This is a genomic window from Carboxylicivirga litoralis (assembly GCF_025499605.1).
Lineage (GTDB): Bacteria > Bacteroidota > Bacteroidia > Bacteroidales > Marinilabiliaceae > Carboxylicivirga > Carboxylicivirga litoralis.
Genome location: NZ_JAFMVC010000001.1, coordinates 460,437 through 483,678, shown reverse-complemented (window position 1 = coordinate 483,678; position 23,242 = coordinate 460,437). Strand labels below are relative to the sequence as shown.

General features: G+C 42.9%; 16 protein-coding genes. 11 read left to right on the top strand and 5 right to left on the bottom strand.

Annotation, left to right across the window (positions count from 1 at the left end):
* The first annotated feature begins 1 nt into the window (after position 1).
* The 3 genes from J1N10_RS01910 (at position 2) to J1N10_RS01900 (ending at position 3,275) form a co-directional block, all read left to right on the top strand.
* Positions 2-640, top strand: a complete 639-nt coding sequence (locus tag J1N10_RS01910; RefSeq protein WP_262324982.1) for a Crp/Fnr family transcriptional regulator — start codon at positions 2-4, stop codon at positions 638-640.
* 259 nt (positions 641-899) lie between these two features.
* Positions 900-2,903, top strand: a complete 2,004-nt coding sequence (locus J1N10_RS01905) for an FAD-dependent oxidoreductase (RefSeq protein WP_262324981.1) — start codon at positions 900-902, stop codon at positions 2,901-2,903.
* Positions 2,904-2,957: 54 nt separating this feature from the next.
* Positions 2,958-3,275, top strand: coding sequence for a rhodanese-like domain-containing protein (locus J1N10_RS01900; RefSeq protein WP_262324980.1), 318 nt, complete (start codon positions 2,958-2,960; stop codon positions 3,273-3,275).
* Positions 3,276-3,549: 274 nt separating this feature from the next.
* Here J1N10_RS01900 and J1N10_RS01895 read toward each other — a convergent pair whose 3' ends face one another.
* Positions 3,550-5,181 carry a dipeptidyl-peptidase 3 family protein gene (locus J1N10_RS01895; protein ID WP_262324979.1) on the bottom strand — a complete coding sequence of 544 codons (1,632 nt, stop codon included), beginning with the start codon at positions 5,179-5,181 and terminating at the stop codon, positions 3,550-3,552.
* Between the two features lie 303 nt (positions 5,182-5,484).
* On the opposite strand from J1N10_RS01895, the gene J1N10_RS01890 reads away from it, so the two are divergent.
* The 7 genes from J1N10_RS01890 (at position 5,485) to J1N10_RS01860 (ending at position 18,039) form a co-directional block, all read left to right on the top strand.
* On the top strand, positions 5,485-6,057 hold the full coding sequence (locus J1N10_RS01890) for an RNA polymerase sigma factor (protein ID WP_262324978.1): 573 nt from the start codon (positions 5,485-5,487) through the stop codon (positions 6,055-6,057).
* A 130-nt stretch (positions 6,058-6,187) separates the two neighbouring features.
* On the top strand, positions 6,188-7,219 hold the full coding sequence (locus tag J1N10_RS01885) for a FecR family protein (RefSeq protein WP_262324977.1): 1,032 nt from the start codon (positions 6,188-6,190) through the stop codon (positions 7,217-7,219).
* Between the two features lie 101 nt (positions 7,220-7,320).
* Positions 7,321-10,758, top strand: a complete 3,438-nt coding sequence (locus J1N10_RS01880) for a TonB-dependent receptor (RefSeq protein WP_262324976.1) — start codon at positions 7,321-7,323, stop codon at positions 10,756-10,758.
* Between the two features lie 26 nt (positions 10,759-10,784).
* The gene (locus tag J1N10_RS01875; RefSeq protein ID WP_262324975.1) at positions 10,785-12,623 is read left to right on the top strand and encodes a RagB/SusD family nutrient uptake outer membrane protein; all 1,839 of its coding nucleotides are present in this window, start codon (positions 10,785-10,787) and stop codon (positions 12,621-12,623) included.
* A 56-nt stretch (positions 12,624-12,679) separates the two neighbouring features.
* On the top strand, positions 12,680-13,912 hold the full coding sequence (locus J1N10_RS01870; RefSeq protein WP_262324974.1) for a glycoside hydrolase family 27 protein: 1,233 nt from the start codon (positions 12,680-12,682) through the stop codon (positions 13,910-13,912).
* Positions 13,913-13,939: 27 nt separating this feature from the next.
* Complete coding sequence (locus tag J1N10_RS01865; protein WP_262324973.1) at positions 13,940-16,252, top strand: beta-galactosidase; 2,313 nt, start codon at positions 13,940-13,942, stop codon at positions 16,250-16,252.
* 164 nt (positions 16,253-16,416) lie between these two features.
* A complete protein-coding gene (locus J1N10_RS01860; protein ID WP_262324972.1) occupies positions 16,417-18,039 on the top strand; it encodes a beta-N-acetylhexosaminidase in 1,623 nt (540 codons plus the stop codon).
* A gap of 68 nt (positions 18,040-18,107) precedes the next feature.
* Here J1N10_RS01860 and mnmD read toward each other — a convergent pair whose 3' ends face one another.
* Both mnmD and J1N10_RS01850 read right to left on the bottom strand, forming a co-directional pair.
* A complete protein-coding gene (gene mnmD, locus J1N10_RS01855) occupies positions 18,108-18,773 on the bottom strand; it encodes a tRNA (5-methylaminomethyl-2-thiouridine)(34)-methyltransferase MnmD (protein ID WP_262324971.1) in 666 nt (221 codons plus the stop codon).
* 14 nt (positions 18,774-18,787) lie between these two features.
* Positions 18,788-20,218, bottom strand: coding sequence for an MATE family efflux transporter (locus J1N10_RS01850; RefSeq protein WP_262324970.1), 1,431 nt, complete (start codon positions 20,216-20,218; stop codon positions 18,788-18,790).
* Positions 20,219-20,396: 178 nt separating this feature from the next.
* On the opposite strand from J1N10_RS01850, the gene dinB reads away from it, so the two are divergent.
* The gene (dinB, locus tag J1N10_RS01845) at positions 20,397-21,467 is read left to right on the top strand and encodes a DNA polymerase IV (RefSeq protein ID WP_262324969.1); all 1,071 of its coding nucleotides are present in this window, start codon (positions 20,397-20,399) and stop codon (positions 21,465-21,467) included.
* Here the strand turns inward: dinB and J1N10_RS01840 are convergent.
* Positions 21,464-22,033 (bottom strand): FMN-binding protein, encoded by a 570-nt coding sequence (locus J1N10_RS01840; RefSeq protein ID WP_262324968.1) that lies wholly within the window; start codon positions 22,031-22,033, stop codon positions 21,464-21,466. The genes dinB and J1N10_RS01840 overlap by 4 nt on opposite strands.
* Positions 22,034-22,041: 8 nt before the next feature.
* Complete coding sequence (locus tag J1N10_RS01835; RefSeq protein WP_262324967.1) at positions 22,042-23,229, bottom strand: hypothetical protein; 1,188 nt, start codon at positions 23,227-23,229, stop codon at positions 22,042-22,044.
* Positions 23,230-23,242 lie beyond the last annotated feature (13 nt).

Genomic DNA, 23,242 nt, shown 5'->3' with positions numbered 1-23,242 from the left:
AATGGATATAAAAGAAATTATTAAGCAGAAATTTCCAATATTAATAGAACCATCACTTTTGGTAGAGATGGAGCGGTATTGCACGACTAAAACCCTGAAAGCCGGCAATAATTTCATTGAGATTGGCGATGATGTGGTGGCCATGCCCCTTTTGATTGAAGGTGTGATTAAAGTGGTTCGAGAGGACAGTGCCGGTAACGAAATACTACTTTATTATTTAAATGGAGGAGATACCTGCGCCTCTACTTTATCGTGTTGCATGGAACAGGCCAGAAGCGAAGTGCGGGCAACCGTTATTGAGAAGGTTACAGCCATTATGGTGCCCATCCGCTGTATGGAAGACTGGATGAAGAAATATAAAGGTTGGCGCAGTTTTATTATGCAATCCTACCGTTTGCGATTTGAAGAACTGCTGAATACTGTTGACAGTATCGCCTTTAAAAAGATGGATGAGCGTTTAGTCGACTATTTGATACAATTATCTGAGGAACGAAATACAAACACCCTACTTGGTACTCACCAGGAAATAGCTGATGACCTGCACACCTCCCGTGAGGTTATTTCACGTCTTCTTAAGCAGCTTGAAAAATTGGGCAAGATTCGTTTATCTCGAAATAAAATTGAGTTGATTGGGTTGTAGGTTTATAGCTGAAATGTTTATTTGTTGAATCGCTGATTCGCCTAATTGATAGAACTGTCAGTATTACAATATTTATTTATCTTCTTCTTTTACAAGGTGTAAAACGTTACACTAATCGGATTTCTTTTCTCAATATTTTCAGACTCCTCACTAAAATTCTCTTATGTGACAATAGGCACAAAACAGTCTTTTTTGTGGCATTAGTTTTGCCTCCGAATTATTCGTTAAGGAGAAAAAACAAACAAAAAATATAATCAATATGGAAAAGATTGTCATTATCGGAGGGGTTGCTGCAGGAGCTACAGCAGCAGCAAAAGCACGACGTATTTCACCAGATGCACAAATAACCATGCTGGAGGCTGGGCCTGATGTTTCATTTGCCAACTGTGGATTACCTTATTATATCGCAGGAGATATTAAGAATCGTTCGAGCTTAATATTGCAAAGCCCTGAAAGTTTTAAGGAGCAATACAATGTAGATGTGCATGTTAATACCGTAGTAGCTTCTATCGATAAGGAAGGGCACACTGTTAATGCACTGGATACTCGAGATGGAAGTAAAAAACAATACGAATATACTAAACTGATTTTGGCCCAGGGGGGTCGCCCAATTCAACCCGATTTGCCAGGAGCAGATAACGACCATGTATTTAGCTTATGGACTTTGGATGATATGGACAAGATTGATAATCATCTGAATAATAATGAACCAAAGACAGCTGTAGTAGTTGGTGGCGGTTTTATTGGGTTAGAGATGGTGGAAGCTCTTGTTAAAAGAGGTTTGAAAGTACATGTGGTGGAAAAAATGCCACACGTGATGTCGTTGATGGATGCCGAAACAGCAGGTTTCATTACCCGAGAGTTGCATTCATACGGTGTTGGTGTACACACAGAGAAAGGAGTGGTTAAAATTAATGATAACTCTGTAGAGCTTGATACTGGTGAGAAATTGGATGCCGATATGGTGTTGCTATCTATTGGTGTACGCCCAACTTTGCAACTGGCTATAGATGCCGGCCTTGAGATAGGTGAAGCAGGAGGTTTGTTGGTGGATGAGTACCTGCAAACATCCGATAAAGATATCTTTGCAGCCGGTGATATGGTTGAGATTGAGCACCGTGTGAGTAATAAAAAAGTACGTATTCCTTTAGCTGGTCCGGCTAACCGACAAGGACGAATTGCTGCAGAAAATGCTTTGGGTGGTAAGCATGCTTACAAAGGATCGATTGGTACTTCAGTAGTGCGTGTATTTGAAGCTGTGGCTGGTATCACAGGTATGTCGCTAAAGCAAGCTAAAGCAGCTGGTATTGATGCCGACGCGGTAGTGGTGCATAAAGAACACCATACATCCTATTATCCGGGTGCTGAAACCGTGAGTGTGATGGTAGTTTACGATCGTCAGACAGGTGTGGTCCTCGGCGGACAAACGGCTGGTTATAAAGGTGCAGATAAGCGATTAGACGTGTTGGCAACAGCAGCGGCTGCTAAAATTAAGGTAGAAGAGATTGCTGATATGGACTTTGCCTACTCACCTCCAATCGGAACGGCGAATGATGCCATGAACATGGCCGCTTACGCCGCTGAAAACAAGCTATCGGGCTTTAGCCCAAGTTTATTGGCATCTGAATTAGATGAGTTTGTTGTTGGCAAACGTTTGGTGGTGCTGGATGTGCGTGATGTTTTTGCATATCAAAAGAGTAATTTAAAAGGAGCGCATCACTTGCCATTAGAGATGTTGCCACAGCATCTGGAGGCTATTCCTAAAGGTGTGCCAGTAATTGTTTATGATGAAACCGGTAAAAAAGGACACCAGGCTTTACGCACGCTAAAAGGTGCAGGCTTTGATGAGGTGTATAACATTTCAGGAGGTCATACCTCATTGCAGCGTCAGGCTATGTCAGTAGGTTTTAAGAATATTGACGTCATACAATTGCCAATTGAAGCCAAAAGTCTCGGTGAGAAAGAGGTTGCTCAGGAGGTGGAAAGTAACCAGAACGTAACCCAGGATGAGATGGCTCGATTAATTGTCGATGTTCGTACGCCTGGTGAGTTTATGAGCGGTGCCTTTCCTGATGCTGTGAATATTCCATTGGATGATATTATGGCTGGTAAGGCTGATTTAGGTAATAATACAGACAGGGAAATTATTGTGTATTGCGCATCTGGAGCGCGCTCGGCCTATGCGATGCAAGTGTTGCAACAGCGCGGTTTTACCAATGTGAAAAATGGTGGAGGTATTGCAGCCATGATGGCTCAGATGTAATTATTTATCCACTTATTTTAATGACAAAAACGGAGATTAAATCATCATAAAAGTATGGGACTATTTGATTTTATATTTGGTAAGAGAAAAGAGGCAGTGTTGGATGCTATGGAGCGGGGCGCCCGAATTGTAGATGTGCGTACGCCTGAGGAATTTAAATACGGAAACGTTGATGGTTCGGTTAATATTCCATTGGATCGTTTGAATCCAACGGCCATTAAAAAACTAAAAAAGCTGAACGCACCGCTAGTGGTTTGTTGTGCATCGGGCATGCGAAGTGCCTCTGCAAAAGGAATATTATTAGAGAGTGGCTTTAGTGAAGTTTACAATGCCGGCGGTTGGCACAAATTGAACCGTTGGATAAATGATTAACCGAGATTTGTCATTAGGAATTTTAAAAATTTGATAATGGCAACAGGCGAAAGCCGTATCGAGGGAATCCCGATATAGATAATCTTACATTTCGGCTTTGCTGGAATGTTTAGATATTCTTCATCGAATTGGCATTATGACAACGTCTAATGACAATTTTGGGATTAACTATAAAAGGAAACAGGAGAGGGCTAGGAGAGTGTTGGGATTATAAATAAAGGCGATTGCTTAGGGGAGCAATCGCCTTTTGGTATTTATTTAGAATAGTAATTTCTTACAAACCAATAACTTCAGGGCCTTGTTCGAACACAATGTCGCGAGGAATACCTGCTTTGGCAATTCGGTCAAGATCGGCTTGCAAGGCAGGGCGAATAGTACCCATCTCCGCTAACATTTTTTGCGCTTTATCATAGTTGCCATCGCCTTGCATAATAAGGATTTCTGCTGATAGCTTATTCATCGCCTCTGTCATCTTATCAAAGTCAATAGTGTAATAACCAGTTTCTTTGTTATATGTAAATGCCTCTTGCTCCTGGAAATAGTTAAAACGCATCATATTCGCTTTACCATGTGCACTGGCCGCACCAAAACGAACTGAACGGAATATACCAGCCATAAATGTAACATAGTTGTCCATCAGGTCTTTGTTTGGTAACTCGCCCATCTCAGCCAATTGTTTCACCATATACAAGCCAAGGATGTCTGCTTTGGCTTCTTCGATAGAGGATGCGGTTTCTTTCATTGCTTCACGAACGCTCTGGTTACCATCTAAGGTGATTTTAATACCAAGACCATGAGCTACTTCGTGAAACATGGTATTTTCGAAGAAAGCATCAAACTTAACATGTTTTTGTTGCTCAGGAGCAATCACTACCTGGCTGATAGGAATCAGGATATTGTCAAACTTAGCACGCATTGAGTTTTTTAACTGTAGTTTACGGCTGCCTTTTTCAATATGGACCTGTGGGTCGTTAGGTAAGTTAATGGCGATGGTTTTACTACCGGCATTACAGTCACCCGCATAATATAAAGCATCGTAGGCACCTAAGTCACTATCTGTTCCTGGAACTTCAGCTTTATACTCAGCAGGAACAGGCAATGATAGCTGTAATTGTGGCAATAAAGCGGCAAAATGAGCTAACTTGTCCGACCACTCTTTGTCCTTAATCAGGATAAACGACTCAAATGCAGCTTTGCTACCGTACAAAGCATCTTCATAGGTTTCAATAGGACCAACTACAAAGTCAATCGTATTAGTTTTCATGTCCATCCATGCCATATCACTGGCTAAGTAATCGTTACTTAGTAAAGCCTCAGCACGTAATGTCAGGTAGTTTTTGAGGCCTTCATCTTCGGCCAATTCAGCTGCCTTTTTAAGCAGGTTCGATGCTTTAGTTAATTCTGTTTTATATGCTTCGCTATAAGGAAGTACTTCTAATGAGTTATCTTTTGCGCGTCGAACAATGGTGTATAAATCCGACTTTTTAGCATGGTCAAAAGTTTCAAACTCTTCTTTGGTCATGTCGGTTGGGTAGAACTGAGCACCCTTAGGTTTGGCTCCAATGCCAGCTACAAACGATTGATTATTATTTAAGCGTTCCCATGGACCATAGTTGACTTTGATAAATTTTTTCAAATACTCATTATCAGCATTATTTAACAATTCATCGCGGTTGCCCCAGGCTTGTTTCCAGTATAAATCTTCCATTATTTGTGCTGTTTCAAATAAAATAGGAAGCATCTGTTTTTCTTTTTCTGTTAAAACAGATAAATCAGTTGATAATTTTACCGGAATAAATTCTTCCACCTTTTGTTGGATATTGTCGATAGAGCTGGTGTAAGTCACTTTGGGCTGACAGGCTACCATTCCTAAAAGAGCTACCATTGGTAATAATAACTTTTTCATAGATGTTCAATTTGAATTAATTAATATTTACGAAGTGAAAGTACTAATATTGAAACTGGACAACAAGGATAATGATCAACTAATATGACAATATGATATTTGAAATCCCATAGTGATGATAATAGATTTAGGCAAATACAGACATAAGAAAGGATATTATTATTATTGGGTAATTAGAATATTAGGAATCGAATAAATTTTAGTACTTAAGAAATGAAACGAAAGCACAATGTGTTTCTTTTTGTTTTGCATTTCTCTGGTTTATTAACTTATTTTAACGGCTCAAAAAAATGCTAGCAGGTGATGCCAGATACACCAGATACCGAATTAGTGAAGGTCTTTGCAATAGACGAAACTAAAGCATTTGAAGGCTTGTACCTTAAATATGGTCGCAAACTTTTAGAGTTTGCCGGGCATTATATGCCTTCAAAGGACGATGCAGAGGAGGTGGTGCAGAAGGTGTTTATTAAACTGTGGCAAAAACGCCATGAACTTAAGCATAACGAGTCGGTGAAAGGCTACATTTTCACCATCGCCTATAATGAAATTCGCAAAGCCTTTATAAAGCAGAAACGTGAGAATGAGCTAATACAATCCTACTACCTGGAGCATGACCAGAACGGGTCCGAAGCTAGCGAAGAAATAGATTATGCAATGCTGGCCAGAAAGGTTGATGCCATTGTAGAAGAGATGCCCAAGAAGCGTAAAATGGTTTACCTGCTTTGTAAAAAAGAGGGGCTGACAGTGAACGAGGTGGCAGCACACCTTCAGCTATCAGAAAAAACGGTTAAGAATCAATTAACTGCTGCCTACCGACAGATACGTGAACAGCTACAAGGCGGACTGGCCTTATTGTTATTTCTGACCTTATATTAATATTTGTCTGTTAAAGTGTCAGTTGTATTGATTACAGGTTGGGGATTGACAAATAATTCAAAAAAAATCAAATACTAATAGGACCCTGATTTATCTTAAGGATAATAGGAGTAAAAGTAGCAAGTCATATATGATACAATTTGATCAGATCATAGAAAAATTAAGAACCAGAGTATCCCTTTCTGAAGATGATTATCAGTTGCTGTATAATTATTTACAGACCGAAGAACATGAGCAGGCGTTTAAAAAGGAGCTGGAGAATCATTGGGATGAAGTGAGTAGTCGTGATGACCTGGTCCTTAATGAACCCGATGAATTGTACTACAAAATATTTTACAAAGCACAGGAGCTCGAACGCAAGACTAAAAGGCGAAGCATCAGGAATATTGGGCAGTGGGTGCAACGCATTGCAGCTATCCTGTTAATACCGCTGATGGTGGTAGCGGCACTTTATTATTTTAACCAGGAATCACCTTCAATGGCTCAGAATAGTATTACTGTAGAGTCGCCACAGAATAGTCGCACGCGTTTCTTTTTGCCCGATGGTTCATCAGGATGGTTGCAGGCCGGTTCTGTTTTGCAATATGCACAGGCGGACGGATTGCGGGCTGTTGACCTCATGGGAGGAGCTTTCTTTGAAGTGGCAAAAGACGCCAACCATCCATTTGTGGTTTCGACCCACAGTTTTAAAGTGAAGGTGCTGGGTACCCGTTTCAACGTAGAGGCCTACGAAAACGATGATATATCAAGCGTATTTCTGGAGGAGGGAAGCGTGGAGATGCTGGGAAACAATAACGAACATCAGGCAGTGCTCCAACCAGGACAAGAGTATACCTATAGTAGTGTGGACAATGCTTTTAATATTGCACAGGCCACAGCAGAGGAGCAGCTCTCCTGGACCAAGGGCATATTGGTGTTAAAGAATAAAAGTTTGCTGGATGCGGCGAAAGAACTTGAGACGTTCTATAATGTCGATATCGAAATCGCCGACAAAGAACTGGAGTCTTTACCTGTATACGCGAAAATTGAAAACGAGCGGCTGGAAGAAGTCCTGGAAATAACCAAATTGATTTTACCAATAAGGTATAAGATTGAGCATCCGAAGCGTTTGAAGGATGGTTCATTTTCAAAAAGAAAGGTGGTGATTAGTAGTAATCAATAATTATAAAAAAAGAAAACAGGAAAGTGGTGGCACACGATCCTGTTTAGAATGCAGAGTGTTCAAAGCGTTATTTTTTAGAACCCTACAAACATTACAAATTTATGAAAAAAAACCAGAACCCATGGGTATGGGCTCTTCATACCCATAAACGAGCATTGCGGATTATGAAAGCAATTGTTGTTCTATTATTAGTCGGAGTCGTTCAGACTTGGTCTGCAACCGGCTACTCGCAAGAGAAACAGGTGAATTTAAAGCTCAATAATGTAAAGATTGTTCAGGTAATCAGTGCATTGGAAGAGCAGTCTAATTACAAGTTCTTTTTCAGCCCTCAAAGCATGGATGTGAATCAAACCGTGAGCATTGATGCAAAAAATGAGAATATTGAGGATGTGCTGGATGAACTCTTTGGGCAGAGTAATGTGGCCTATCGCATTATTGACAACCAGGTGATTTTAACCAACAAGGAGGTTGCTGTTCAAACGGTGGCACAGCAGCAGATCAGTGTAACGGGTACGGTGGTTGACGTAAATGGTGAGCCTTTGCCAGGCGTGAACGTGTACGAGAAATCGAACCCAACCAACGGTGTCATTACCGGAATCGATGGAGTTTATAGCATCAATATTAGTTCGGGCGATGCCATTCTGGCCTATTCCTATATTGGCTTTGAGCCGCAGGAAGTGAATGTTTCGGGCCGCACTACAATTGATATCACATTGGTGGAGGAATTCACCGACTTAAATGAAGTAGTGGTAGTGGGTTATGGTACTCAAAAGAAAGTGAACCTGACCGGTGCTGTGGCCGCGGTTGATAACAAATTACTTGAAGACCGTCCTACTGACAACATGCTGAAATCGTTGCAGGGTGTCGTACCAGGTGTTACCATTATCTCTCGTTCTGGTAGTACTTCAATCAATATTCGCGGACGTGGTAACCTTGGATCATCGTCTCCACTGTATATTGTTGATGGTATTGAGGTAAGCTCTGACTTTTTCAGTAACCTCGATCCTAACTCTATTGAGAACCTGACTTTCCTGAAAGATGCCTCCTCTGCTGCTATCTATGGTGCTAAAGCAGCCTATGGCGTGGTGTTGGTAACCACCAAAAGTGGTAAGAAAGACAAGCTAACGGTTGATTACAACGGTTCGTTTGGTATGCAAACACCTACTTATGTGCCTAAGGTATTGGACTCATGGCAGTACGCTGATATGTATCGTGTTTCAGAACTTAACTCCGGCATTACACCCGATGGTTTGCGTTTTAGTGAAGAGGATGTGATGAATTATAAAAACGGCACAAACCCGGATCTGTATCCTAATGTCAACTGGTTTGATGAGGTGCTAAGAGACGAAGCCTTGTTTACAAAGCACAGTTTGCAATTTTCAGGTGGTAGCGATAAGGTACAGTACAATTTCGGACTGGGTTACCTTAAAAATGAGACGCTTACGCCTGGTGAAGCAACAGATCGTTACAACTTCTCTTCAAAAACAAAAGCGGAGTTAAAGCCTTGGTTAACGGTGACCTCTAATGTTAATTTTATCTATAAAAAATATGATAGAGAAAAAGGCTACGCAGCCTTAACCGAATTCTTGCGTGTACCACCAACCCAGGTAGCCCGTCATACAAACGGCGAATGGGGTTCGGTGCGTAACGGCCGTGAAGCGACAGCTGAAGAGATTAACTATAATCCCCTGCGCACACTTGAAGAAAAAGGGCGCAAGAACAGAGATACGCGTCATTTACTGGGAACCGTAGCGGCAACGCTTAAGCCATTTAAGGACTTTGAATTTACCAACCAGTTAGGTTATCGTTACTGGGATGAGCGAACCTTTGAATTCCAGAATAAAATGGATGGTGTACCAAGCTTCCTGAATCCTTCAACCGGTATCATTCCCGGAACAGCTTCTGAAGTAAACCAAATGAACCAGAACTGGCGTTATTCGGAGAAACTGATTTATGATGGCTGGATCAATTACAGCAAAACGCTTAATGACTCACACAATTTTGACGTAATGGCCGGTATGCATGCTGATACCTATACATATAAAGTATTGAAAGTGGGGCGTAAGAACTTTGGTAGTAATGATATGAATGCTATTTCGGGTGGTTCAACAGATCCTGAGGATCAGTTGGTGACCAATAAAGTGGAAGGCGATGATAGTCCTGGATTTGATTTCCAGGAGGAAAGTACCTTATCCTATTTTGGACGTATCAGCTATAATTTTAACCAGAGGTACCTGTTTGAAGCGAACCTGAGAGCCGATGCTTCTTCGCGTTTTGCAAAAGAGGGCCGTTGGGGCTACTTCCCATCATTCTCTGCCGGTTGGCGTGTTAATGAAGAGGCATTTATGTCTGATTTTACCTGGTTGGATAACCTTAAGTTGAGAGCATCCTGGGGTAAAAATGGTAATATCAACAATATTGGATTATACGATACCTATTCAACTTATGCTGCTGGGGGAACAACTTACCTTGGAGGAAAAGTGGTTTCAATCCTGAATGAAGACCGTATTGCCAATCCAAACCTGACCTGGGAAACAACAACTACAACAGATATAGGTGTTGACCTGATGGTGAATAACGGAATGTTCGGCTTCGTATTTGACTATTATAACCGTTTGACTAACGATATTCTTATTCGTGCTAATGATGTGGCAATAGAAACAGGTATCAGCAGCTCAAGCATTCCTGCACGAAATGTTGGCCAGGTGCGCAATAGTGGTATTGAATTGGCATTGACCCACCAGAAACAGTTGGGCGACTTCTCATACTTTGTTGGGGTAAACATGGCCAATAATAAGAACGAAGTGGTTGATTTGGGTGATAATGTGGATATGCTTCCACCGGATGATTATTGGATTTATAAGGTGGGCGAATCAATTGGTAGCTTCTACATGCTCGACGCCGATGGCTTGTATTCAACAAAGGATATCGAATCAGGTAACGTGATTCCTTACGGTACACAAATACCTGAGGCTGGTATGGTAAAGTTCGTGGATCAGAACGATGACGGTGTTATCGATGATAAAGACCGAACAGTAGTTGGTCAGGATGTGCCAGACTTTACCTATGGCTTAACACTCGATCTGAAATACAAAAACTGGGCGCTGTCTGTAATTGGTCAGGGCGTAACAGGTGTTAAGGTGTATATGGATAATGAAGCATCGCAGGCTTTTTTTAACAGTGCTGTGCCACGCGAATGGCAACTGGATTACTGGACCGAGAGCAATCAGAATGCCAACTATCCAAAACTGTTTAAAGAAACCGACGATCGCTATACCTATAACAGTATTCGTTCATCGTACTGGTTGTTCAATGGCGACTATTTCCGTGTGAAAAACATCACACTGAGCTATAGCCTGCCAAATCACATATCTCAGAAAGCAGGTATGCAAAAGGTGAGATTCTATGTTTCAGGAGATAACTTATTTACTATCCGCGGTGATAAGCGCATGAAAGATTTTGATCCCGAACGTTCCTCAAGTCGTGGAGCGCAACTAGGGCTTAAAACCTTTACCGCCGGAGCTTTCATTACTTTCTAATGCAAATGAAGACAAAAATCAATCATATGAAACGCAATATATATCAATCAATATTATTCGGTATGCTGTCCCTCATCACGATGGTCGGTTGTTCCGATGATTTCATGGAGAAGGCACCGCAAGGATCGCTCGATCCATCCAAAATTGACGGGTCTAAGGTGACCGAGTTACTCAATGCTGTTTATGCGGAGATACCGGGTTCTGATAATGTGTTTATTGATGGCTACGCCGATAATGCCTATTCCCGTAATTCGTGGGATAGTCATGGAGTGAAAATTCAGAGCAATACTGTATCAGGTTCTGAGAGTTTTGGTTATGGAGATTGGGCAAGTTATGGAGACCGTGGTAATAACTTCTCATCCATCCGGGTGTGTAATATTCTTATTGACAAAATTGATGAGTTTGATGGAGTAGATGAGGATGTTCGCAATATTACAAAGGCCGAGGCACGGGTGATGCGTGCCTGGCATTATACCAATCTGACACTTTTCTACGGTGATGTAGCCATTGTGGACTCTGTTGCCAATAGCTTTGATGATGGACTGCCACGTGAGCCGGCTGAAAAAGTTAGAGAGTGGATATTGGATGAACTGGAAGATGCCGCTCAGATTCTTCCCGAAGCAAATGAACCCGCGCATTTTAACCGGGCTATGACCTATGCTTTAAAAGCACGTGCAGCCTATTTCTTTGGCGATTATGCAACAGCTGAAGAAGCGGCGCGTTACGTAATCGATAATGGAGGTTACAGTTTGTTTTATTCAGGTGATTTGAGCGATCAAAACCTCAAAGATCGGGAGTATTTCAAAAGACTAATGGATTTTGATGCGCTAGGAATTGATGAAGAGAAATTCCTGGACGGTATTTTTAACTACCGCAATGTGTGGAACGTGGATGGTAATTCAGAGGTAATTATTGCTAAGGAGTACATGGCTTCTGAAGACTATGGTGATTTTAACCGTATTACTTCGTTTTTATCTCCTAATTTGTCAAGCAAGCAGGCGTGGGCCACTGTGGCACCTATTCAGGATTTGGTGGATGACTATTGGGCCGCTGACGGACAAACCAAACCGGCATTGCAGGATATTCCAACACGTATTGATAACTACAAGGCATTGCGAGAGGAAGTCGCAACAATCCAGGCGGGTCCCGATGGCAATCCAGATGAGGTGGACGACAACCTGACATTTAGCCAGGCATTAGCAACCATTATTGATGAGTTGCCACAGCGTCCATATATGGATCAGTACCTGAACCGAGACAGTCGCTTGTATGCGTCCATTGTTTTCCCTTTTGCATCGGTTAACACCTTTGTTGACGACTTATACTTTGAGTATATCCATAGTATCAATAATTACGGACAGAGTGGATTCGTATTTGGTAAAATGAGTGGCGGTGATGATGTGGTTTCTGTATGGGGTGATGCCTATTACATGAGTGGAGCCGACTTCCCTGTTATCCGCCTGGCCGAGATGCTTTTGATTTATGCCGAGGCGCATACGCAAACAACCGGTTATGACGGAACGGTTACTACAGAACTGAACAAACTAAGAGACCGCTGTGGTATGCCCGATGTACCTGCGGGTCTTTCAAAAGAAGACGCCATCAACTTTATTCGTCGCGAGCGCCGTATTGAATTGGCAGGTGAGGGGCTAAGGTATTTTGACATTCGTTTATACGAAGATGATAAGCGTAATGGTGGTATTAAAGGAGATCAGGCCGCCAGTGTGGTGATGAAAGGTCAGACCTATGATCCGGTTGGTAACAAAAGTGCGCTGAAGGTTTGGGATGAGCGTTTAATGCTGATGCCGATTCCAACCTCATCGCGGGATAAAAATCCGCTATTAGACCAAAATGAAGGTTATTAATAATACTCACTAAAAATGCCCTTCGGGGCATTTTTTTTTATACTTACTTTAGAATTATGAAATATAAAATAATCCAATTACTAGTATGCTTCACCTGTGTCCTTGGGTTGTCGGTGAAGGCACAACAAGATGTGTTAGCCCCAACACCTCCCATGGGCTGGATAAGCTGGAACCTGTTCGAAGGTAATATCAGCGAAAGCATTGTGATGGAACTGGCCGATGCTATGGTGGAGAACGGGCTGAAGGAGGCCGGTTACGAGTACATCATTCTGGATGATTTGTGGCATGGCGGTCGCGATGCCGATGGTAAGGTGTATCCTGACCCCAAGAAATTTCCCAATGGCATGAAGGTGGTAGCGGATTATGTCCACAGCAAAGGGCTTAAGTTTGGAATATATACAGATATTGCCGAATACACCTGTGCCGGCATGGTGGGTAGTTTAGCTTATGAGGAGATGGACGCACAAACCTACGCCGAATGGGGTGTAGATTACATCAAATGCGACTATTGCCATGCGCCCGAAGACTTATGGACTGGCATAGAGCGCTACGAGAAATTCATAAAAGCTGTTAGAGCAACCGGCCGTCCAATGGTGTTTGCCATTTGTGAGTGGGGGCAGCGGGCACCATGGCTATGGGGCGAAAAGGTGGATGGTCAGCTATGGCGCACCACCTGGGATTTGCGCGATACTTGGGAGCATGGGCAGTATAATAACGGACATAACGGCATCATGGAAGCTTTGGACCGTCAGGTGGGACTGGAAAAGTTCGCCGGACCCGGTCGTTGGAACGATCCTGATATGCTGGTGGTTGGCCTCAATGGAACAGGAGCATCTTCTTCGGCAAATGGTGCCAATGGCTGCACGGTAACCGAGTATGAAGCGCAGTTTGGCTTGTGGTCCCTTTTGTCGGCTCCTTTACTGATGACCTGCGACATCCGCAACATGGATGCTGATACCAAGCGCATCCTTACCAATCAGGAGCTTATCGCTGTTAATCAGGATGAGTTGGGCAAGCAGGCATCCCGCATCCACAAAGATGGAGCTGAAGAGATCTGGGCCAAGCCACTGGCAGATGGTTCATGGGCCGTTGGTTTTCTTAACCGCGATAATGATAAGAAACGGAAAATAGCACTCGATCTCGCCCAGTTAGGTTTTGACGGACAAGTAGAGGTGCGCGATTTGTGGATGCATAAAAACCTTGATTTTAAACCATCTGCTCAGATAAAATTGACTGTGGAGCCACATCAGTGCAGGGTAGTAAAGATTACGTCGACCTCAAGTAATTAAATAATACGATTCATGAAATTGTACAACATGCCTAAGTTTTTTTTGATGCTTTGCACTTCTTTGCTATTTGCATTGCTTCAGTCATGTGCATCTTCTGGTGTTCAAACAAGCCGCTTTGAGATAAAAGAGGGAAATTTTTATCTGGATGAGCAGCCCATTCAGTTGATTTGTGGGGAGATGCACTATCCGCGCATTCCCAAAGAATACTGGCGCGACCGTATGAAGCGTGCAAAGGCCATGGGCATCAATACGGTGTCGGCCTATGTGTTTTGGAATTACCACGAACGACAACCTGGTGTATTTGATTTTGAGGGACAAGCCGATATCAAACGCTTCATCCAGATTGCGCAGGAGGAAGGTTTATTTGTGATTCTTCGTCCGGGGCCCTACGTGTGTGCAGAGTGGGATTTTGGAGGATATCCCTCGTGGCTGCTCAAAGAGGAGGGCATGGTTTATCGTAGCAATGATGAGCGTTTTCTGCAGGCCTGTCAGAACTATATCCAGCGATTGGGCGAAGAGCTGTCTGATTTAACGCTTAGTAATGGTGGACCCATCCTGATGGTGCAGGTTGAGAATGAGTATGGTTCCTACGGTGCCGATAAAGTTTACCTGGGTAAACTGCGCGATATGCTTAAGAAAGCCGGGTTTAATGTACCACTGATGACCTGTGATGGCGCCGGGCAGATGGAGGCGGGTCGTGTGGATGGCACCTTAAGCACGGTCAACGGCGCGGTGGGCGAAGACATCTTTAAATCAGTCGATCGCTTTCATCCGGGCGGACCTTATTTTGTGGCAGAGTTCTATCCGGCCTGGTTCGATGTATGGGGAACACCACATTCGTATCGCGACTATAAAAAGCCTGCTGAGCAACTGGAGTGGATGGTGAATAATAATGTGTCGGTGAGTATCTACATGTTTCATGGAGGGACTAATTTTGACTATACTAACGGTGCTAACACGGCTTATGGTTATGCGCCACAGCCCACCAGCTACGACTATGACGCACCACTGGGAGAGTATGGTAATATGTATCCGAAGTACTGGGCGTTCAGGGAGATGTTGCAACAGCATCTGTATAAAGATGAACAATTGCCTGAGGTGCCGGCACCCAATCCGGTCATTGAGATTGAGGAACTGGTACTCACTGAATCCGCACCTTTATCCGCCGCTTTTGAAAAAACTGTTGAGGCTGAAAGGCCGCTGTGTATGGAGGAGATGGAGCAGGACTTTGGCTATATACATTACGAAACAATCCTTAATGAAAAGACGAAAGGTACACTGACCATTAAAGATGTGAGGGATTATGCCGTAGTGCTGTTGAATGGTAAGCAGGTTGGTAGTCTCGACAGGCGTCACCGTCAAAGCTCCATGGAGATAGATGTGAAAGATGTTCCGGCTAAGCTGGAGATCATCGTTGAAAATGTGGGGCGTGTTAACTATGGTGCCGATATCCTGAATAATCGCAAAGGTATTACTGAAAAAGTGAGTATCAATGGTACCGAACTTCTGGGGTGGAAATGCACCTCATTGCCCTTGTATAAGGCGCCTGTTGGCAGCTTCAACTATCAAAATAATCACATAAAAGGACAACCTGCTTTTCATCGCGCGACGTTTACGCTCGACAGTACTGGTGATACATTTTTAGATCTGAGTAGCTGGGGCAAGGGAGCTGCCTGGATTAATGGACGTTCTTTAGGAAAGTTCTGGAATATTGGCCCTCAGCAAACCTTATACGTCCCCGGGCCATGGCTGAAGAAGGGGCAGAATGAACTGGTGATTTTCGCTTTCGAAGATACTGGTGCGAGAACTGTAAAAGGTCTTAAAGAGCCAATACTGGACCAGCTTGGGGCCGATAAAAACAAGCGTGAGAAAAGCACATTGGATTACGGCCTGAAGCCTGTGCTGGAGAGTGGTGATGTGGTACTAAAGGCAGAGATGAGTAATGAGCAAGGCTGGCAGGAGTTTCAGTTCGATAGTCCGGTAACTATGCGTCATCTGGCACTGGAAGCGCTTTCAACCAATGATGGCAAATCGCTAGGTGTTTGTGAGTTGGATGTGATTGATAAGGATGGCAACGTACTGACAAAGGATACCTGGAAGGTGGTTTATGTCAGTTCTGAAGTTGAGGATAAAGGGTTTGCTGAATACATCATTGATGGCAACCTTGGAACACAATGGAAAGCCGGCGAGAATGACCAGCGTCCCTGCGTGATAGTTGATTTGGGCGAAATAACCAGTGTGAAAGGAGTACGTTTAAGGCATTCGTATAATGAACAGTCGGGCAGGCTCAAAGAGTTGCGATTATATGGCCGGCCACAGTTTTTCCTGTTAAAAGATTAATAAATTAGGAATGTTTAATTCTGTTTTTGGGATAAAGTAATGTCTGAAGGACGTTAATAATAATAACCCCTGGTGGAGCCAGGGGGTGATAAATGTACAAGTAGAAACAGCCCCAACGTGGGTTGAATATTGGGAATACTCTACAATCAGTAATATCAATATCTATGATGAAAAATAAGAAATTAGGTTTATTGGCCGGTATGTTATTGCTGGCTAACTTCGTGGCTGCTCAGTCGGTGAGTGTGATACCGCAGCCGCTGAAGGTGGTGCAAAAGGATGGCGTTTTTAAGCTTCCGTCGGCTATCAGCATTATGGCGGATGCCGACAATAGTGATAATGCCAGCTATTTAAAGGAGGTGTTGGCACCTTATAGCAAAGTCGCCATAAAAAAAGCGGTTAAGCGAGGGCAGGGTATTACCTTAACAACCAATGTCAACTTAGCCGAATCACTTGGTGAAGAAGGTTATCAATTGGAGATTAACAAGCATGGCATTGGAATCATTGGTGCTAGCGCAGCTGGTGTGTTTTATGGAATTCAAACATTGAGGCAGATGTTGCCGCTGGATGCTTCTGCCAAAAAGACTTATGAATTGCCATTGGTGAGTATTGAAGACCAGCCGCGTTTTAGCTGGCGTGCTTTTATGCTGGATGAGGCCAGGTATTTTAAGGGTGAGGAGCAGGTGAAGAAACTGCTTGACCAGATGGCCTTATTAAAGATGAATGTTTTTCACTGGCACCTGACCGATGATCAGGGCTGGCGCATCGAAATAAAAAAGTATCCTAAGCTGACAGAGATTGGAGCTTCGCGCAGTAATACGCAAATAGGTGGCTGGGACAGTAAGGAGCGCTCAGGAAAGGCGCATAGTGGTTTTTATACCCAGGAGCAAATCAAAGACATCATCAGCTACGCACAACAACGTCACATCACCATCGTTCCTGAAATTGAGATGCCTGGACACGCCTCAGCAGCGATTGCAGCATATCCCTGGCTGGGCACTATTGGTGAACTAACAGAGGTGCCTGTGGTGTTTGGTAAATTGCCTGATTCGTTCAACGTGGCTGATGCCCGTGTGTATGCCTTTCTGGAAGATGTACTGGATGAAGTGATGGCGCTATTTCCCGAAAATATTGTGCATATTGGTGGTGATGAGGTGCGTTTTGAGGCCTGGAAAAACTCAGAAACGGTGCAGGACTTTATGGTAGCGAAAGGCTTAAAAACGCCAGCCGATTTGCAGGTGTATTTTACCAATCGTATCTCCAATTATCTGGATGCCAACAAGCACCGCATGATGGGCTGGAATGAGATACTGGGCGGTAATGTGCATGAATGGCAAAAGGCTGAAGATGTGGAGGTGTCGGAACAATTGGCTAAGAGTGCCATTATTCATTTCTGGAAAGGAAGCCCTGAGCTGATCAATGAGGCCGTGCAGGGTGGTTACGATATTGTCAACTCCTACCACATTTATACCTACCTGGATTATTCCTACGAATACATCCCCTTAGAGAAAGCCTATGAGTTTAACCCCATACCAGATGGTCTGGATGCTAAATACCACCATAAAGTGTTGGGTAGCGGCTGTCAGATGTGGAGTGAGTGGATACCTGAAGTGAGCAATATGGATAACATGGTGTTTCCGCGCCTGGCTGCCTATGCCGAGGTGGGTTGGACCGCCCTTGAGAAGAAGGATTACCAGCTATTCAGAGTGAATCTGGATGAGTTGATTGCTAAATGGAAGAAGGAAGGCATTCAGGTTGTTTCATCTTTTGAGAAAAAAGTGTCGAAATAGGAAAGCTTTCCGATGAAATATAAAAAAAGTGCCGGTGTGTTATTCTCATCGGCATTTTCTTATTAATATTAAGCTTTAATGGCTCGCAGCATCTCTCGTTTGCCTTTAGGGCCAGGCAGACGTTCAACTGTAAATCCAACGGCTTGCATGGTGCGGCGGACAACCCCTTTAGCACAGTAGGTTGTAAGGATGCCATCGGAATTCATAGCGTCGTATATTTTTTGAAAGATGCTTTCGCTCCACATCTCCGGTTGTACTTCAGGGGCAAATGCATCGAAGTAAACCAGGTCGTATTGTTTGTTAAAATCAATATTAGTCAGGTCGGCTTCATCCTTAAGTAAAGTAAAGCCAGTTTGCAATTCCTCTGTTTCGTTCCAGGGAAGGTTGTGAAGTCTGGAGAAAAGTTGTTGCTCTGATTCTGTCTTTGCAAAATTCAGTTGTGCTGCTGCTTCCGGTGTAATCGGAAATTTCTCCAAGGCATGGTAAAAGATGGTTTTATTACCTTGATTAACTGCGGTTAAAAATGCATTCAAACCTGTCCCTAAACCAATCTCAAGGATATTGACCGTTTCTTTTTGACAAAAACGCAAAGCGGGCTCAATAAATACATGCATTGATTCATTATGAGCACCATTTACAGAATGATAGTGTTCATCCAGCTCAGGAACAAATAAGGTGTGTGAACCATCAGCCGATACTTTTAACTCTACTTTTCTTGATTTATTTTTTAGCATGCTTCTTATACTTTCTAGTCTTCTAGTTCTTCAATCTTAATTTGTTGTCGCTGACGTGTAGGCAGAAACGATAAACGCACTTTCTTCTTTTTCGCTTGTTCTGTGCCCGAACGATGAAGTACGGTTATGTACCAGCCCATTAACCCAATACCTTTGACAACACTTGATAAACTGATGGCCCACCAAATGCCCAGCATCCCCAGGTATTTTTCGAGCGACAAAACCATGGCAGCGGGTACACGTGCCCCAGTAAACACAATGCCAATAATGGAAGGAGGTACTGTTCGCCCAATACCATTAAAAGCACCACGTGTGATGATTTCGATAATCATAAACACTTGCGATACGGCTAATATCTTCAGATAGACAATGCCCATCTGTAAAGGTTCTGGTTCGCGCAGAAACAATGAAAATATTTGCTTGCCAAAAAGTATAAACGACACGGTAACGATGGTTCCCAGGAAAATACCAATACCTAAAGTGGTGTAATAACCTTTTTTGATGCGGTTCCAGTTGTTGGCGCCAAAGTTTTGACCGGTAAAACTTCCCAATGCCGTGGCAAATCCCGATGAAGTCATCCAGGAAATGGCTTCTATTTGTGCACCTACACTTTGCACTGCTATAGGAATATCGCCCCATTTGGTAATCATGCGGGCTAAAATCAATGCAAAACAAGCGAATAGAGAACTCTCGGTAGCAACGGGCATTCCTAGTTTGAATATCTTCAACGAAATGTCTTTACTTAGTTTAAAGCGCTTAAAATCCGGGTTGATGATTTCTTTCATCCAGACAAAACGGATGAAAAAAATACCGAACACCACAACTTGAGCGATGACGGTAGCCCATGCGGCTCCTTTAATGCCAAGAGCAGGTATAAAACCTAAGCCAAATATCAGAATAGGATCAAGGAGCATGTTAAGGCCTAAGCCTACTAATAGATAATAAAAGGGTAAACGACTATTGCCTACACCATTATAAATTCCCTGGAATGTAGGATTGACAAAAGTGAAAAGGAAACCAATGGAAACGATGCGCAGATAGAGGATGGCACCATCTTCAACTACTCCTTTGGATAAGCGAAAAATACCAATTAATTGCGGTGTAAACAGCAAGGTGATGGCCACGTAAACTAAAGAAAGCAAAACAGCCCAAAAAAGAGAATGACGGGCAAAACGCGCAGCTGTTTCTTGTTCCTTTCGCCCCAAAGCTTGCGACACACCAACCTCGGCTCCTACACGTGTTACCAACAAAAGCGACATGCCCAGCCAGATAAAAAAGCCGGCTCCCCCTACCGATGCAACAGCATTACTGCCCAAATGGCCCAACCATATCATATCAGTCAGGTTATAGGCCATTTGCATGAGCGATGTGCCAATGATAGGCAATGCCAGCTTGACCAATTGCTTAAAAATTGGCCCTTGTGTTAAGTCAACAGATTTCTTCATTTCAACTGCGAAGATAGAGGATAATGATGTATGATGGATGATTTCTGATTTATTATTTGAGTCCGGAGACGTTATAATATACTCCTCAGTTTGGCGATTTTTCAGTTTCTCAATTCCTCAACTTTTAAACAGTTTAACTCATGACTAATTTTATAACTTGCAGTCCAATTAAAATCCATTGACACGTAAGATTATTCATATCGATATGGATGCGTTTTTTGCATCGGTTGAGCAGCGCGACTTTCCGGAGTTACGAGGCAAGCCCGTTGTGGTAGGCAGTAGCAGTGACCGGGGAGTGATAGCAGCAGCGAGCTACGAAGCCCGCAAGTACGGTGTTCGTTCGGCTATGGCATCGAAAGTGGCATTGCGTCGTTGTCCGCACCTGATATTTCAAAAGCATCGTTTTGAGGTGTATAAAGAAGTGTCAGCTCAGATACGCGAGATATTTTTTGAATACACGGATTTGGTGGAGCCGCTCTCGTTGGACGAAGCTTTTCTGGATGTTACTCAAAATAAGAAAGGCATTGAATCAGCAACACAGGTGGCGCGCGAAATCAAGCAAAAGATTTTGGAGAAGACCCAACTGACAGCATCAGCCGGAGTTAGTGCTAATAAGTTTTTGGCAAAAGTAGCCAGCGACCAGCGCAAACCCAATGGTATGTATATTATCAAACCTAAGGATGTGCAGGCTTTTGTTGAGCAATTGCCCATTGAAAAATTCTTTGGAGTTGGCAAAAAGACGGCTGAGAAGATGCATCAGCTCGATATTCATAAAGGCAAAGACTTATTACGCTTCGATTTAGCACGTATGATTCATTATTTCGGAAAAGCAGGACAGTACTTTTATGATATCGCCCGAGGCATTGATGAGCGGCCAGTGCGCCCGCATCGGGAGCGAAAATCTGTTGGAATAGAAAATACTTTTAGTAAGGATTTGGTTGATGAGCAACAAATTAAACTGGAGATTGAGCGATTGAAAGCCGGCTTGGTCAAGCGTTTGGCAAAAAGTGGTAAGCAAGGAAAAACCTTAACACTAAAAGTGAAATTTGATAATTTTGAGCAGATAACCCGTTCAAAGACATTGCAAGAGCCAATCGACCAGAAGTTATTGAGCGAATTAGCTGTGGAATTAATTCGAGAAGCACCATTGAACAGACCCATCCGACTTTTAGGACTCACAATATCAAACTTCAAAGGTGAGGATGAGGAGCCCGAAGCTCTGCAGCTTCTAATAGACTTTAAGTACTAAGATTGACCTAAGTATTTGTTGATGATTTGTGTTTTATCGCTAATGTCCTGGGTGATGCCATTAACTGATATGGTGGCGCCTGAAATAGAATCGATGTTCTTTCCAACTTCAAGTTCGTTTTCTGAAGTATTGTAACCGATAAACTGTTTTAGCCATCCTTTGGCCGTTACTTCATGGCCGTGTGTTGCCTGATAGTTGAATACTTTGACCATTATCACTTCGCCTTTGGCATTAAATACCATTAGGTAATCGAAGTATTCCGATTCGCCTCCTTGTGACAATGCACTTGGCATGGAACAGCCGCCTGCACGACAGCTGTTCACACGTCCAATGTACATGTATTTTATATCGGCATCAGTATTATCGCAAGCTACATTAAAAAACTTGCCTTCAAAGCCAGTTGCATAGTTGGCTGGTAATACTAATTCGCTTAACTGCGGATTAACGAGGCTTAAGCTTTTCTCAAGCGTTTTTTGGATAGCCTTATGCTCGTAGTTAATATCTCCACGTCCATAAGCCAAGCAGCTCAATGCTGCTAATACGAATATTAATACTGATTGCTTCATATCTTTTCTTAGAACATTATACCAAAACCGGCATTAAACGTTTTTGCATACTCATCACTGGCTGCTGACTTCACAAACTGCATGTCTGCTTTCAATACAGCATTCTGAGTTAATTTAAGCGTTAAGCCGGTAGTGATAGCTTTCACATCGTATGCATCATTTTTAGCAAGGTTACCATCTGTTTTACTATGCGTATCATATGCTTCGTAGCGTACGAAAGGAATCAATCCAGTTTTTACATTATCAAAATGTTTAAATACATCATAGCCAGCTTCCAGGTAGTAGCCAAACATGCCACTGCCAAGGTCGTTGCCAGTAAACTCGTTATACTCCTTTGTGTTTGATAGCGAGGTGTGATAATACTGACCGCGCAGTTGCAAGCCACCATAAGTGTAACGTGCATCCACCCCAATCATTGCCATTCCGATTGTTGAAGAGTCAGCTGCAGCAACGGCATCTTTATCATTTTTCTCGATGCCATCATATAAGGTGCTTTGTGAGTCACCAAAGTATCCAGATAAACCAATGTTTAAACCTCTAATTCCAAAGTACTCGACTTTACCAGTGAAGTTTGGTGAGCTGACATAAGCTTCTGCTCCTTTTTGGCGACCTTTACGCAGCCCGTTCTTTCCGCTAAACTTAGCTGAACCGTCATAACCATTAAAGCCGCCAACTATATATGCCTGGTAACGAATAGAAGCAGGAAGGATATTTCCGGTAAAACCAGCACCAATCTCACGCCAGGTTGTAGGTGCAATGTACTTGTCGATTAATGGTCGCTCAACTCCATTAAAGGTATTTGGTTCGTGGTATTCGTTAACAATACCCATTGGTATGAGCATTAAACCCCCACGGAACTGAAACGCATTCGATAATTTATGCTGAATAAATGCCTGTTCTACATATACTTCTTTTACATGTTCAAATTCAAGCTCGGTAACAAATTGTGTTTTTTCGTTGAAGTTATACCCGAATAACATAACGACGCGGTGTACATCCAATTGACCATTATTATAGGTGTCTCCATCTAAAGCCTGGTTATAATGAACTTCACCATATCCGCCAATGGTTAAGCCCTGGTTGGAGTTCAGAAGGCGTTGGGCTGAGTTTAGCTGTTGTTGATCGTTCTGGTCTGTTTGAGCAAACGCATTTGTTAAAATTGCCCAAAAAGCAGCAATAGTTAAGAATTTTTTCATTTCAATATTGTTT

What these genes read in the sequence shown, in the direction of transcription:
- J1N10_RS01910 (WP_262324982.1), top strand. Translation starts at nt 2, where the DNA reads ATGGATATAAAAGAAATTATTAAGCAGAAATTTCCAATATTAATAGAA.
- J1N10_RS01905 (WP_262324981.1), top strand. Translation starts at nt 900, where the DNA reads ATGGAAAAGATTGTCATTATCGGAGGGGTTGCTGCAGGAGCTACAGCA.
- J1N10_RS01900 (WP_262324980.1), top strand. Translation starts at nt 2,958, where the DNA reads ATGGGACTATTTGATTTTATATTTGGTAAGAGAAAAGAGGCAGTGTTG.
- J1N10_RS01895 (WP_262324979.1), bottom strand. Translation starts at nt 5,181, where the DNA reads ATGAAAAAGTTATTATTACCAATGGTAGCTCTTTTAGGAATGGTAGCC.
- J1N10_RS01890 (WP_262324978.1), top strand. Translation starts at nt 5,485, where the DNA reads ATGCCAGATACACCAGATACCGAATTAGTGAAGGTCTTTGCAATAGAC.
- J1N10_RS01885 (WP_262324977.1), top strand. Translation starts at nt 6,188, where the DNA reads ATGATACAATTTGATCAGATCATAGAAAAATTAAGAACCAGAGTATCC.
- J1N10_RS01880 (WP_262324976.1), top strand. Translation starts at nt 7,321, where the DNA reads ATGAAAAAAAACCAGAACCCATGGGTATGGGCTCTTCATACCCATAAA.
- J1N10_RS01875 (WP_262324975.1), top strand. Translation starts at nt 10,785, where the DNA reads ATGAAACGCAATATATATCAATCAATATTATTCGGTATGCTGTCCCTC.
- J1N10_RS01870 (WP_262324974.1), top strand. Translation starts at nt 12,680, where the DNA reads ATGAAATATAAAATAATCCAATTACTAGTATGCTTCACCTGTGTCCTT.
- J1N10_RS01865 (WP_262324973.1), top strand. Translation starts at nt 13,940, where the DNA reads ATGCCTAAGTTTTTTTTGATGCTTTGCACTTCTTTGCTATTTGCATTG.
- J1N10_RS01860 (WP_262324972.1), top strand. Translation starts at nt 16,417, where the DNA reads ATGATGAAAAATAAGAAATTAGGTTTATTGGCCGGTATGTTATTGCTG.
- mnmD (WP_262324971.1), bottom strand. Translation starts at nt 18,773, where the DNA reads ATGCTAAAAAATAAATCAAGAAAAGTAGAGTTAAAAGTATCGGCTGAT.
- J1N10_RS01850 (WP_262324970.1), bottom strand. Translation starts at nt 20,218, where the DNA reads ATGAAGAAATCTGTTGACTTAACACAAGGGCCAATTTTTAAGCAATTG.
- J1N10_RS01840 (WP_262324968.1), bottom strand. Translation starts at nt 22,033, where the DNA reads ATGAAGCAATCAGTATTAATATTCGTATTAGCAGCATTGAGCTGCTTG.
- J1N10_RS01835 (WP_262324967.1), bottom strand. Translation starts at nt 23,229, where the DNA reads ATGAAAAAATTCTTAACTATTGCTGCTTTTTGGGCAATTTTAACAAAT.